Annotated in this window: 15 protein-coding genes and 1 pseudogene; 15 read left to right on the forward strand and 1 reads right to left on the reverse strand. The window is 26.7% G+C overall.

The genetic code is table 11. The features are described 5' to 3' along the window. Position 1 precedes the first annotated feature (1 nt). The 8 genes from GOM42_RS02525 to GOM42_RS02560 all read left to right on the forward strand — a co-directional run bounded on the left by GOM42_RS02525 (position 2) and on the right by GOM42_RS02560 (position 5,351). Positions 2 to 682 carry an ABC transporter ATP-binding protein gene (locus tag GOM42_RS02525; RefSeq protein WP_011009811.1) on the forward strand — a complete coding sequence of 227 codons (681 nt, stop codon included), beginning with the start codon at positions 2 to 4 and terminating at the stop codon, positions 680 to 682. A 289-nt stretch (positions 683 to 971) separates the two neighbouring features. Beyond that, positions 972 to 1,661: a sulfite/nitrite reductase gene (locus GOM42_RS02530; RefSeq protein ID WP_003450149.1), complete on the forward strand. Its 690-nt coding sequence runs from the start codon at positions 972 to 974 to the stop codon at positions 1,659 to 1,661. A gap of 189 nt (positions 1,662 to 1,850) precedes the next feature. After that, on the forward strand, positions 1,851 to 2,024 hold the full coding sequence (locus tag GOM42_RS02535; RefSeq protein ID WP_003449944.1) for a (2Fe-2S)-binding protein: 174 nt from the start codon (positions 1,851 to 1,853) through the stop codon (positions 2,022 to 2,024). Between the two features lie 264 nt (positions 2,025 to 2,288). Continuing rightward, positions 2,289 to 2,660, forward strand: a complete 372-nt coding sequence (locus GOM42_RS02540) for a GntR family transcriptional regulator (RefSeq protein ID WP_003471320.1) — start codon at positions 2,289 to 2,291, stop codon at positions 2,658 to 2,660. 33 nt (positions 2,661 to 2,693) lie between these two features. Further along, positions 2,694 to 3,557 (forward strand): ABC transporter ATP-binding protein, encoded by an 864-nt coding sequence (locus tag GOM42_RS02545; RefSeq protein WP_003471481.1) that lies wholly within the window; start codon positions 2,694 to 2,696, stop codon positions 3,555 to 3,557. Between the two features lies 1 nt (position 3,558). Next, a complete protein-coding gene (locus tag GOM42_RS02550; RefSeq protein WP_003471183.1) occupies positions 3,559 to 4,185 on the forward strand; it encodes an ABC-2 transporter permease in 627 nt (208 codons plus the stop codon). A 1-nt stretch (position 4,186) separates the two neighbouring features. Continuing rightward, positions 4,187 to 4,855: an ABC-2 transporter permease gene (locus GOM42_RS02555; protein WP_003471556.1), complete on the forward strand. Its 669-nt coding sequence runs from the start codon at positions 4,187 to 4,189 to the stop codon at positions 4,853 to 4,855. A gap of 115 nt (positions 4,856 to 4,970) precedes the next feature. Continuing rightward, on the forward strand, positions 4,971 to 5,351 hold the full coding sequence (locus GOM42_RS02560; RefSeq protein WP_003461057.1) for a VOC family protein: 381 nt from the start codon (positions 4,971 to 4,973) through the stop codon (positions 5,349 to 5,351). A gap of 136 nt (positions 5,352 to 5,487) precedes the next feature. On the opposite strand, the gene GOM42_RS02565 is transcribed toward GOM42_RS02560, so the two are convergent. Further along, the gene (locus GOM42_RS02565) at positions 5,488 to 6,345 is read right to left on the reverse strand and encodes an AraC family transcriptional regulator (protein WP_057230685.1); all 858 of its coding nucleotides are present in this window, start codon (positions 6,343 to 6,345) and stop codon (positions 5,488 to 5,490) included. Positions 6,346 to 6,532: 187 nt separating this feature from the next. Between GOM42_RS02565 and yiaY the strand changes: the two genes are divergently transcribed. The 7 genes and pseudogenes from yiaY to GOM42_RS02600 all read left to right on the forward strand — a co-directional run bounded on the left by yiaY (position 6,533) and on the right by GOM42_RS02600 (position 12,548). Further along, positions 6,533 to 7,681, forward strand: coding sequence for an L-threonine dehydrogenase (gene yiaY, locus GOM42_RS02570; protein ID WP_003455491.1), 1,149 nt, complete (start codon positions 6,533 to 6,535; stop codon positions 7,679 to 7,681). 190 nt (positions 7,682 to 7,871) lie between these two features. Beyond that, positions 7,872 to 8,195, forward strand: a complete 324-nt coding sequence (locus GOM42_RS02575; RefSeq protein ID WP_003455301.1) for a CGGC domain-containing protein — start codon at positions 7,872 to 7,874, stop codon at positions 8,193 to 8,195. A 111-nt stretch (positions 8,196 to 8,306) separates the two neighbouring features. Further along, complete coding sequence (locus GOM42_RS02580) at positions 8,307 to 8,699, forward strand: VOC family protein (RefSeq protein WP_057230688.1); 393 nt, start codon at positions 8,307 to 8,309, stop codon at positions 8,697 to 8,699. A gap of 403 nt (positions 8,700 to 9,102) precedes the next feature. Further along, entirely contained in the window at positions 9,103 to 10,197 is a 1,095-nt protein-coding gene (gene tnpB / locus GOM42_RS02585; RefSeq protein WP_057230689.1) for an IS200/IS605 family element RNA-guided endonuclease TnpB, read from the forward strand. Positions 10,198 to 10,314: 117 nt separating this feature from the next. After that, positions 10,315 to 11,028 (forward strand): annotated as a pseudogene (locus GOM42_RS02590) (FUSC family protein); the annotation flags it as partial. A 305-nt stretch (positions 11,029 to 11,333) separates the two neighbouring features. Further along, on the forward strand, positions 11,334 to 11,843 hold the full coding sequence (locus GOM42_RS02595) for a DedA family protein (RefSeq protein WP_003471428.1): 510 nt from the start codon (positions 11,334 to 11,336) through the stop codon (positions 11,841 to 11,843). A 72-nt stretch (positions 11,844 to 11,915) separates the two neighbouring features. Next, positions 11,916 to 12,548 carry a hypothetical protein gene (locus GOM42_RS02600; protein ID WP_003471304.1) on the forward strand — a complete coding sequence of 211 codons (633 nt, stop codon included), beginning with the start codon at positions 11,916 to 11,918 and terminating at the stop codon, positions 12,546 to 12,548. Positions 12,549 to 12,570: the final 22 nt, after the last annotated feature.

Here is a 12,570-nt window from a genome sequence, read left to right on the forward strand (position 1 = left end):
AATGTTTATTGAAATAAAAGAATTATATTTTAAATATCCTAAGTCTAAGAATGATATTATAGATAATTTTAATATGAGCTTAGAAAAGGGAGAAATATTATCTATTCTAGGTGAAAGTGGAAGCGGAAAAAGTACAATACTTAGAATAATTGCTGGTTTAGAAGAGTCATATAAAGGAGAAATTAAAATTGGTGGAAAAATAGTTTTTTCAGATAATAATTTTGTTGAGCCAGAAAAAAGAGGCGTTGGAATGGTCTTTCAAGACTATGCTTTATTTCCTCATATGACTGTGAAAAAAAACATTCAGTTTGGGCTAAAAGGCAAAAATAAGGAAGAAAAAGAAAAAATAGCTATGGATATGCTTAAACTTGTTAATTTAGTGGAACATAAAGATAAATATCCTTATGAATTAAGTGGAGGACAGCAGCAAAGGGTAGCCATAGCAAGAGCTATAGCACCAAAGCCATCAGTACTTTTATTAGATGAACCTTTTTCAAACTTAGATGCAGATCTTCAAGAAAAAATAAGAGGGGAAATAAAAGATATTCTTATAAAGGCTGGAATTACATCTATATTTGTAACTCATGATAGAAGTGATGCAAAGGCTTTAGCAAATAAATTTATAGAGTTAAAAGAAGGAAAAATAATAAAAGCTGCTCCAATTAATGAGTTAAGGTGTTAGTTTTATAAATTAAAATAGTATATATGAAGATATTGGTGAAAAATTAAAGGTGTGAATTAAAAATAAGTTTTATTAAAATTTATTTTCATTCATACCTTTTATTTTTAAAATAATATTAAGTTAGTAAAGAACTAGATAATATAGTTAAATCTATTTTGGGAAATTTTAGTTTTTAATTGATATTATTTTAGTAACCTAAGTTACTTCTGAAAAATATTTTTTAGTGTATACTAAAATTAATTTATAAATTGAAATTTTTACATTTAATATATAGGAGGAATTTTTAAGGATGGATGGTATAGGAATCGGAATACCTAAGATGGTTAGTGGAACTCATTATGGGAACTTACAAAAAGTTAGAGGGGGAAAAAGAACTTTTGGAATAACTCCTCATATTCCAGGAGGATTTATTACTCCAGAGCAATTAGAAAAGATTGCAAAGGTAACTAAAAAGTATAATGGGGTAATTAAAATTACATCAGGTCAAAGACTTTTAATAACAAATCTTAAGGGAGAAGATTTGCCTAAAATATGGGATGAACTAGGAATGGAGCCTGCTGTTAAAAAACAAAACTCAGTAAAAAATGTGGAAATGTGTCCAGCTGGTTTTTGTAAGAGATCAAAGTTTAATACCATAGGCACAGGGATGAAATTATTAAATAAATATAAGCATATGGATATGCCATGTAGAACTAAAATCGGAGTAGCAGGCTGTAGAAATGCCTGTGGAAGTGTTTATTCAAAAGATGTTGGAATTATAGCTGATAAAACAGGATTTTTAGTAACGGCAGGAGGGTCAGCAGGTCACAATCCAAGAATGGCAGATATACTTATAAAGGATGTAGATGAAAAGGAAGCTTTAAGAATAGTTGATAAAATCTTTGAGGTTTATAAAGGGGAAGCTGAGGCTGGAGAAAAATTAGGAGATTTTATTGATAGAATAGGAATTGAAGTATTTAAAGAGAAAACATTAGCATAATAAAGAGATATAGATTTAATTTGATGTAATAGCTTTTAAAGGTGAAAAATAAAAGAATTTAGCATGTGCAAGAAGAGTTTTTATCTGTTATTATCTATTTAAACAATAAAGATTATTAATTAATAGTAATGATGAATTTAGAGATAAGTAATATATAATATTTAGGTAAAACGAGAGGAGAATTTTATTATGTCAAATGTTTGTTTATGTAAAGGTGTTTCAGAAGAAAAAATAGTTGAGGCAGTAAAGAACGGAGCTCTTTCTTTTGAAGAAGTAGGAGAAAAAACAGGAGCAGGAACTGGTGCTTGTTGTGGTGCTAGATGCAAATGTAAAATCGAAGAATTAATAGAAGAAAATAAATAATTATATAAACCTAAGAGGTGCACATTTATGTGCACCTCTTTTTTGTCTTTTATTCTAATATCTTAATAGTAAAAACTTTAAATTAATTTTAGCTATGTATTAAAAAGATTTTTTATACGTAGCTTTTATTTTATAAGGTTTTAAGTAAAGATACTTTGAAAAATAAAAAATTAAACAATGAAAATATATTGACATCATATGAAAAAAGTGTATATACTGTATATATAGAATATATACAGTATATACACAGAAAGAGGTGAGTTTTTGAATATAGTAGTTTCAAACACTTCAGGGGTACCCATATATGAACAAATAGCTAAAGCTATAAAAAATGAGATTTTATCTGGAGATTTAAAGGAAAATTCAGCATTGCCGTCAATAAGAAGCTTAGCTTCTGAGCTTAGAGTAAGTGTAATTACAACTAAGAGAGCTTATGAAGAGCTTGAAAGAGATGGCTTTATATACACTTTACCTGGTAAGGGATCTTATGTGGCAGAGCAAAATAAAGAGCTTTTAATGGAAGAAAAGCTTAGAGAAATAGAAGGAAAATTAGGAGAAGCAATTGATATTGCAAATAGCATAGGATTGAACTTTGATGATCTAGTTGGAATGCTTAAAACTTTAAAGGAATTATAAAGATAAGGTATAGATTTAAGGAGGAAGGTTTATATGGAAAATGTACTTGAAATAAAAAATATAAGTAAAAATTATAAAGGATTTTCTTTGAAAGATGTAAGCTTTAATATTCCTAAAGGTTTTGTAATGGGATTAATAGGGCCAAATGGAGCAGGAAAGACTACAACAATAAAAGCCATAATGAATTTAATAAATTTAGATAGTGGAGAAATATATATTTTTGGTGAAGATATAAAGAAAAATGAAATATCAATAAAAGATAGAATTGGATTTGTTTATGATGATTGTTGTGCTTTTGAAGATTTTACAATAAAAGAAAATAAAAAAATAATATCTAAATTTTATTCAAAATGGGATGAAGAAAAATTTAAGTATTATCTTGAAAAATTTGAGTTAAATGAAAATAAAAAGCTAAAGCAATTATCAAAGGGACAAAAGATGAGATTTTCTTTAGCCTTAGCTTTATCTCATAAGGCAGAACTTTTAATATTAGATGAGCCAACATCAGGCTTAGATCCTGTTTTTAGAAGTGAACTTTTAGACATTTTATTTGAAATAATAGGTGAGGAAGAAGTATCAATACTTTATTCAACTCATATAACAACGGATCTTGAAAAATTAGCTGATTATATAACCTTTTTAAACAAAGGAAAAGTTGAATTTTCCTTAGAAAAAGACTTGTTATTAGAAGAATACTTTTTAGTTAAGGGACCTTTAGATATTTTAAATAAGGATTTAGAAAAAGAATTAATAGGGTTAAGAAAAACAAGATATAACTTTGAAGGACTAACTAACAATATGAGAAATTTAAAAGAACTTTTCGGTGAAAAAATTATTTTTGAAAAGGCTACTTTAGATGATATAGTTGTTTATTATTCTAAAAAGGATGTGAAGTAGTATGAAAGAATTACTTAAGTTAGATTTTTTTATACAAAAGAAATATATCAAGAGTTCAATTATTGTGCTTCTTTTTTTAGGTATTACTTTTGCGTTAACTCAAGGAATGAATTATTTATATACTATGGGAACTTTTATTGTGTTTTATCTTATGATAATACCAATTGAAGTTGAAAGAAAAAGTAAATTTAATATTTACTTAAATTCTTTACCAACTAAAAAATCAAATTATATTTATAGTAAATATCTATCAACATTAATTTATATTATAGTAGTTAATTTATTTTTATATTTATTCTGTACTATTTTAGGAGTAATTTCAGGAAGTGATTTTACATTAACATTAAGAGTAATTCTTCCAAATATAATAGTTCAACTATTTTATGTATCACTAACTTTACCAGTATATATGATTATAAGTCATAAATTTTATAGAGTGGTTAATATAATATTTACTATTTTAATAATGATGATTAGTTCAATATTATTTAATTCTCTTGAAAATGAAAATTTACAAGTATTATTTAATATTACTAATGGAGTTTATGGTTTAGTATTTGGAATACTGGCTCTAATAATATCATTAATAGTGTCTCTAAATATTTATAAAAAAAGTGAGGTGAGTTAATATGAAAAATTTAATTATTAAAGACTTAAAAAATATAAGAGTAATATTTATATTTTATATCCTTACAATGACTTTTGGATATTCTCCTTTTTTTATAGACTTACCGAAAGATAGATATGATTTTTTAATAAATAGTGTTTTCATTTATTTTACCTTGTTAGCTTCAATGATTAGTGTTAATTTTATAATTGCAAAAAATACTAATAAAGGAGCAATGACAAATAAATTATTAAGATCACTGCCAATTGATGCAAGAAGTGTAGTAGGCACATCTTTTATATTACCTATATTAATTTTTTTAATATTTTCTTTACCAAATATATTAGCAGGTATGGGTGTAAGTTTTATGTTAGGAGAAAAAATCATTGTAAATCCATTTAATTTACTTTTAACATTTATAATTTTCTATATATATGCATCAATAACATTTAGTATGGCAATTATATACCCAGAGAGCAGTGTAGTATCTTATTTAAGAAGCGTTCCATTATTTATATTAATAATCGGTCTTGCTTTAGTAGAAAAATTACTTAAAAATATAAATTATGATGTTTCAAATATTTTAAATTCATTACCTCTTGTGGTACTTATATTAGCAGTAATATCAATATTTATATTAATTGTTTTTTACAAGTTTTCCTTAAATAAATTTATAAGAAAAGAATTATAATACTTTTTTTATAAGAATATAGTGTTATTTGAAATTATATAGAGATATGTAAATATACATATGATAATATATAATAAAAAACAAAAAGTAATATTTGAAATATGGAGGTTATGAAATGGCAAGCAAAATGTTACACACATGCATAAGGGTAAAAGATTTAGATAAATCTTTAAAGTTTTATAAGGAAGCTTTAGGACTTGTTGAAACAAGAAGAATGGATTATCCAGAATATAAATTCTCTTTAGTTTATCTTTCAGATAAAGAAGATGGATATGAAGTAGAATTAACTTATAACTATGATCAAGAAAAGCCATATGATTTAGGAAATGGGTTTAGTCATATAGCTGTTGGAGTAGAAGATATAGAAGCTGAAAGAGAAAGACATATTTCTTTAGGATATGAGGTTACACCTATGAAAGGTCTTTCAGATGGAGCTGCAACATATTATTTTGTAACAGATCCAGATGGCTATAAAGTAGAGGTAATTAAACTTTAGTTATGATTCTATAAAAAGAAGGGCGTATATAAAAATAATTTTATAAAAACTTACAAACATTATGAAAAGAGTATTAGTAATTCTAAGAATAGGTTTGTGAGTTTTGTTTTTATATTTTTATACAGCCCTTTATTTTTTATTGAATTTGTATGACTTCACCAGAATACTTTAAGGAGTATTGTTTAGGTGTTAATCCAAACTTCTTTTTAAATAATTTTATAAAGTGAGAAATATTTTCATATCCTAAATCATAAGCCACCTCTGTAACTGATGAAAACTTAAGAAGTCTTGCAGCTTCATTAAGTTTTAAGCTTGTAAGGTAATCATTAGGAGTCATTCCCATAGCTTTTTTAAATTTTGAAGAAAAGCTTGGAAGAGACATATTTAGGTCATAAGCAATTTCTGAAACTGTTATATTATTTTTAAGATTTCCTTTCATTATCTGAATAGAACGATTTATTGGATTATTAAAATCACTAGAAATAATATCTTTAGCTCCCTTAGTATTTAATAGGCTATAAGTTATTTCTTGTGCATATAAATCAAGTAAAAATTCTTTATTATTTGTATCTTTAGTAGCAGTCTCTACAATTCTTTTAGTTGTTAATTCTATTAATTCATTATTTTCATTAAAAAATGGTTTTTCTAATATAGATTTATTTAAATCTACATCTAATTCATAAGATAGTTTTTCTGAAACTGTATTTATTAAATCTTCATTTAATTCTAAAACTAAGTCTTTAGTAGGTTTTTCAATTTTCATTTCCACGCTTGAGTTTGGTGGAAGAAGCATATATTTAGATGAATCATATATGATATTCTCACCATTATTAATTCTTACATTTTTTTCTCCATCAACTATAGTGCATAGTCTTTTATATTCATAAGATTTATATGTATCTTTGTAATTCTTCTCAAAGGTGTAATATAGAATTCTTAAATATTCAGTTTCTATACCATCTGCCAATTCAAGTTGTCTATCAAATCTGTCCATAAAATCCTCACCTCATAATAAATAATATAAAAGCTTATTATAGTATTGTCAATTTCTGTCGATTAAAAATGAGATATTTTTTAAAAAAATGGATTAGTTAAATTTTTAACGATAAATTAAAATTAAATTATAAAGTGAAAGCAAATATTGAGAATATACTTGAGAGAAAGACTTGGAGGAGAAATATATGAGTTATAAATTTTTTATGCCAGCTATAAGTTTAATGGGAGCAGATTGCTTAAAAGACGCTGGTGATCAAGTTGGAGAATTAGGATTTAAAAAAGCTTTAATAGTAACAGATAAAGTTTTAGGACAAATAGGAATAGTTAAAAAAGTAACAGATGTTTTAGATAATAAGAATATAGAATATGCAATATATGATGAAACTAAACCAAATCCAACAGTTAAAAATGTTAATGATGGTTTAGCATTATTAAAAGAAAAAGAATGTGATTTTGTTATTTCATTAGGTGGAGGCTCAGCTCATGACTGTGCTAAAGGAATAGCTTTATTAGCTACTAATGGTGGAGAAATAAAAGACTATGAGGGAGTAGATAAATCTAAGAAACCTCAATTACCAATGGTAGGTATAAATACAACTGCTGGTACTGGTAGTGAGATGACTTTATTCGCTATTATAACTGATGAAGAAAGACATATAAAAATGGCTTTAGTAGACAAACATTTAACTCCAATAATAGCAGTTAATGACCCTATGTTAATGCTTGCTATGCCAAAATCATTAACAGCGGCTACTGGTATGGATGCCTTAACACACGCTATAGAGGCTTATGTTTCAACTTCTGCTACACCAATAACAGATGCTTGTGCAGAGAAAGCTATAGAACTTATAAGCAATTATTTAGTGAATGCTGTTGAAAATGGACAAGATGTGGAAGCTAGAGATATGATGGCTTATGCTGAATACTTAGCAGGAATGGCATTTAACAATGCTAGCTTAGGATATGTTCACGCTATGGCTCACCAATTAGGTGGATTCTACAACTTACCTCATGGAGTATGTAATGCAATATTATTACCTCATGTTCAAGAATATAACAAAGCTACAAGTGCTTCAAGATTAGCTAAAATTGCTAAAATAATGGGTGGAAACATAGAAGGATTAACTGATGAGCAAGGAGCAGATCTTTGCATAGATATGATAAAATCATTATCACAAACTATAGGAATTCCAGAGGGACTTGGAGTATTAGGAGTAAAAGAAAGTGATTTTGAAACTTTAGCTACTAATGCTTTAAATGATGCTTGTTCATTAACAAATCCAAGAAAAGGAAACTTAGAAGAAGTAATAGCTATATTCAAAAAAGCAATGTAGTTATTAGAAAATAAAAAAAGAGTTTTAAAAAATCAGATATATTTAATTTAAAATAAATATAATTACATTGACCACTTTAAATTTCATAATATATGGGCAACAAGGCTTAGGCTTTGTTGCTTTTTTAAGTCTTTATATATAATTTATGATATAATTTCTTTTGTATAAATAGATGGAAGGAATGATTTTAATGAGTATAGCAATAATGGCATGCAGAAAAGTAATAGGAAAATGTGCTGCATCAGGATGCTTTAAGGCGTATAATAATTCAACAGCTGCTTTTAGTATTTATGGAGAAAATAAAGAGGATTTAGCTAGTTTCTTTTATTGCGCTGGTTGCAAGGATACCCTAGTTGAAGGAGAAAATTGGACACATAAAGTAAAGCAATTAAAAAAGAATGGCGTAGAAACAATACATATATCTCACTGCATAGAATCTAAATGTGATGATTTAAAAAAACATGAGAGAATTTTAGAAAAAGAAGGCTTTAAAATAGTTCACGGAACTCATTAATATTGATTCTAAGTTAAATTAGCCTTATTTTAAATTTTAGCTTGGAGAAGAATTTGTTAGGGTATTATGAAAAAAATAGCTTAATTATTCATGGAATTTAGGGGGAAATAAATGAATTTAAAGAAGATACATCATGTGGCAATTATTGCTTCAGATTATAAAAAATCAAAAGATTTTTATGTAAATTTATTAGGTTTAAAAATTATAAGAGAAGTTTATAGAGAGGAAAGGGATTCCTATAAGTTTGATTTGGAAATAGGGGATTCACAAATAGAATTATTTTCATTTAAAAATCCGCCTAAAAGACCAAGCTATCCAGAGGCCTGTGGACTTAGACATCTTGCCTTTGAGGTTGAAAATATTGAGAAGCAGGTTAGAGAGCTTAAGGAAAAAGGTATTAAAGTGGAAGAAATAAGAATAGATGAATTTACAGGACGTAAATTTACTTTCTTTAGTGATCCAGATGATTTACCCATTGAATTATATGAAATCGCATGTAACTAAAAGTTACATGTGATTTTTTTAATTATAGAGAAGTTTGCAAATCTTATATAGAGGTTTTTAAATAATGTAGATAAGTTTTTAACTAAATTTTAGAGAATTCGCCCACCTAAAGGAAGTAGATGGTGAGATGAGCCGCCGAAAGCGTAGTTAAAGGATACTATATCATTAGTATTGATTATATTTTTTCACTTTTCTATAATTATTTCAGTAGTAATTATAAAAATAAGGTAATTAAATAAATTTTGATACAAATAATCATTAAAGAGTTCCCTAGTATAAAAAATAAATTATGGTAATAATATTTTTGTAGCAGAACTTATTGTTTGTTTATAATTAGTGTGTCTAATCTTGAAACAGTAAAAAGATATATATAAAGTCAAGGTGAAAAAGATGAGGTGAGAGTATGTTAAAGGCTTATAAATACAGAATATATCCAAATATAGAACAACAAATATATATTGCTAAGACTTGTGGTTGTAGTAGGTTTATATACAATCAAATGTTAGCTAATAGAATTGAGGTATATGAAGCTAATAAAGATATATTAACTTACAAAGAAATGTCTAAGCTATACCTAACACCTGCTAAATTCAAGAAAGAATATGAATGGCTTAAAGAAGTGGATTCGTTGGCCTTAGCAAATGCTCAATTAAATTTAGATACTGCTTATAAAAATTTCTTTAGAGATAAATCTATTGGTTTCCCAAAATTCAAAAAGAAAACTAATAGAATAAGTTATAAAACTAATAATCAAAAAGGTACTATATATATTGAAAATGGATATATAAAATTACCTAAATTAAAATCTATGGTAAAAATAAAACAACATAGATTATTCAAAGGTGAAATTAAAAGTGTTACTGTTTCTAAAAATCCAATGGGACAATACTTTGTTTCTGTATTAGTTGATACTGAAAATATAAAATTACCTAAAGTTGATAAAAAAATAGGTGTAGACGTAGGACTTAAAGAGTTTGCAATATGTTCAGATGGATATAGAGTACCTAATCCTAAACATCTTAGAAAATCAGAAAAAAGATTAAGGAAATTACAAAAAGATTTATCAAGGAAACAAAAGGGGAGTTCTAATAGAAATAAAATTAGGTTAAAAGTAGCTAAATTACATCAAAAAATAGCAGATCAAAGAAAAGATTTCTTACACAAATTATCTACAAAGCTAATTAGAGAAAACCAATCAATAGCAATAGAAGATTTGAAAGTAAGTAATATGATGAAAAATCATAAATTAGCAAAAGTAATATCAGAGGCTAGTTGGTATGAATTTAGAGTAATGTTAGAGTATAAGGCTAAATGGTATGGAAGAAATATTATTGTTGCTCCTAGTAATTACGCTAGTTCTCAATTATGTTCTTGCTGTAGATATAAAAATAGTGATGTAAAAAATCTAGGTCTTAGAAACTGGGTTTGTCCGAACTGTGGAACAGAACACGATAGAGATATAAACGCTAGTAAGAACCTAGAAATGTTGATAGCATAAGTTATTGATTATAGCGAGGTTGGTGCGACCTTTAGAGCTTGGGTAAACTTGTACCATTAGGTATATTGACCAAGAAGCTTCCACTTCAAGCTTTAGCTAAGTGGTGAGTAGTTCACAATACCTCAGGGAAGATGGATTGTTACTAGTGTTTATGTGGTTATACAGCCCTATGAAGAAGAGACTTTAACAAAAGCAATAAAAAGATTTAAAGGGACAATAATAGGAGTGATAATTTACATTTCTATATTTACATTTTTCCCGCATATTATTCCTTTAGAATTACTTTTATTAATATTAATGTTTCTTTACTTTGTCCAAAAGGATTATGAGAAAAAGGTTGTATGCACAGCACTTATGACCTTAAGTTTTGGATTATCTAGAAGTACAGTTGGATACTTAGCCTTTTATAGATTTTTATTTGTAATAATAGGAATAGTAATAGCTTTAGGAATTAATAAGCTTATTTTCCCGCAGAGCATAAAAAATTCTATATATGATTTAAAGGAAAGGTATTTAGAATTAACAAGTAAACTTCTTTATGAATTAAAAAGCATATTATATGAAGAGGAATATAATGAGAACACAATTAAACTTCTATTAGATTGTAATCTTATTGAATCTAAGTTAATGGAAAATAAATTAATTGCTGAAAATTTAGAGCTTAAAGATTTAGTATATAAACAGAGCATAATTTTGAGTAAGATAAGGTGTCTTATATTATTTATAAATTACTCAAATTGGGGAATTTCATCAAAACATATTAATGTAGATAAAAATTTATTAAATGTAATTTTTAATAAAATAGAGGAAGAACTAAGGGAGATTTATTAAGAATAAAGAAGTATATAAAAATCAGTTTACCTAAAATTTTAGAAGTTAAAAATAAGTCCTTTTAAGATTACTAACTAAAATCAAAAAAATATTAAGAAACTCTTTAGAAAATCTTTAGATTTATCTGAGGAGTTTCTTTATTTTTAAAGTTTATTATAAGAGTGTAGCAAATGAGAAGAAAGCAATTAACAATTTAGATAATAGAAATGCTTTTTAGAATTAAGTTAGTTTAAAAGCATTTTAGAATTAACAATTAATAAAAAGATATAGGTTAAATAAAATTTTCAAATTGAAAGGTAAGGGGTATGGATTTTATAACTATAACAAACTATTTTGCAGAGTATGGGCTTTTATTTTTATTTGTGATTATTCTTTTAGAATATATGAATTTACCAGGGCTTCCTGCAGGGATAATAATGCCAGCAGTGGGCGTTTTAGTTTCAAGAAGTGAAATGAGTCTTATAAAAGCACTTTTGGTATCTGTAATAGCAGGTCTAATAGGAAGTTGGATACTTTATTGCATAGGAAGATTTGGAGGAGAATTAATTCTTCAAAAATATCTAAATAAATTTCCAAGTCACGAAAGCTTTGTAAATAGCAAAATTGATTATTTGAGAGAAAAGGGTTATACAGGAATTTTAATAAGCAAACTAATTCCAATGGCTAGGACAGTAATATCAATACCAGCAGGAGTTTTGAAATTAAATTTTCTTAAGTATAGTGCTTATGCAACTTTAGGGATTTTTATATGGAATACAGTTTTAATATCATCAGGATATTTCTTGGGAGAGGAATTATTAAAATTTTTAGGATAGAAATAAGGAGGTGTTATTTTGAAAAATAAAATTGAAAATATATAAAGATAAAGGAGAGGGGGGAGTAATAAATTGAAGGCAGTAGTTAAGCGTGTTTACAATGGATATTTAAACTTTGTACTAAAGACAAGTACAGTAAGTTTTGAAAATTTTTATGAGATAGATGATGAGATTATGGATAATTGTATTTTAGGTTTTTGGAGGGAAAATAGTTATTCTATGAATCTTCTATTAAAAAAATTAAATAGATATTATAAAGTTAAAAAAAATCAAGAGTTAGATGTAAATGTAGTTGTTACAGATGACTCTAGAGGTGAGTATATAGAATATATTCTTAATTCTTATGGAGCTAGTGCTCTTAAGATGCCAGATGATGTTAATAAGAAAGAATTTATTAAGGAATTAAGGGAAAAAAGCAAGGAGGACTCCTTAGTTGCTTTAGCTTTAGATGGACCTATAGGACCATTACATGAGCCAAAGAAAATAGCCTTTTCCTTAGCAAAAGATTCAAATAAACCTTTTGTTGGAATAAAGGTTAGGCATTCAAAGAAGTTAAAATTAAAAAATAAAATTGACAACTATGGCATACCACTTCCTTTTACAAAAATACAGTTTTCAGCAGATGTTTTTGGAAATATAGACAATGAGGTATTAACAAACTTTAAAGAATACAAGGAAATAGTTAAGGAAAGGCTATGTTTCTAACAGTGAAAAAGCTTTCTATGAT

This window comes from Clostridium sp. 16K-1-R1 (assembly GCF_023921145.1).
Taxonomy (GTDB): Bacteria; Bacillota; Clostridia; order Clostridiales; family Clostridiaceae; genus Sarcina; species Sarcina perfringens.

What these genes read in the sequence shown, in the direction of transcription:
- GOM42_RS02565 (WP_057230685.1), bottom strand. Translation starts at nt 6,345, where the DNA reads ATGGACAGATTTGATAGACAACTTGAATTGGCAGATGGTATAGAAACT.
- GOM42_RS02525 (WP_011009811.1), top strand. Translation starts at nt 2, where the DNA reads ATGTTTATTGAAATAAAAGAATTATATTTTAAATATCCTAAGTCTAAG.
- GOM42_RS02580 (WP_057230688.1), top strand. Translation starts at nt 8,307, where the DNA reads ATGAATTTAAAGAAGATACATCATGTGGCAATTATTGCTTCAGATTAT.
- GOM42_RS02595 (WP_003471428.1), top strand. Translation starts at nt 11,334, where the DNA reads ATGGATTTTATAACTATAACAAACTATTTTGCAGAGTATGGGCTTTTA.
- tnpB (WP_057230689.1), top strand. Translation starts at nt 9,103, where the DNA reads ATGTTAAAGGCTTATAAATACAGAATATATCCAAATATAGAACAACAA.
- GOM42_RS02535 (WP_003449944.1), top strand. Translation starts at nt 1,851, where the DNA reads ATGTCAAATGTTTGTTTATGTAAAGGTGTTTCAGAAGAAAAAATAGTT.
- yiaY (WP_003455491.1), top strand. Translation starts at nt 6,533, where the DNA reads ATGAGTTATAAATTTTTTATGCCAGCTATAAGTTTAATGGGAGCAGAT.
- GOM42_RS02555 (WP_003471556.1), top strand. Translation starts at nt 4,187, where the DNA reads ATGAAAAATTTAATTATTAAAGACTTAAAAAATATAAGAGTAATATTT.
- GOM42_RS02560 (WP_003461057.1), top strand. Translation starts at nt 4,971, where the DNA reads ATGGCAAGCAAAATGTTACACACATGCATAAGGGTAAAAGATTTAGAT.
- GOM42_RS02530 (WP_003450149.1), top strand. Translation starts at nt 972, where the DNA reads ATGGATGGTATAGGAATCGGAATACCTAAGATGGTTAGTGGAACTCAT.
- GOM42_RS02550 (WP_003471183.1), top strand. Translation starts at nt 3,559, where the DNA reads ATGAAAGAATTACTTAAGTTAGATTTTTTTATACAAAAGAAATATATC.
- GOM42_RS02575 (WP_003455301.1), top strand. Translation starts at nt 7,872, where the DNA reads ATGAGTATAGCAATAATGGCATGCAGAAAAGTAATAGGAAAATGTGCT.
- GOM42_RS02545 (WP_003471481.1), top strand. Translation starts at nt 2,694, where the DNA reads ATGGAAAATGTACTTGAAATAAAAAATATAAGTAAAAATTATAAAGGA.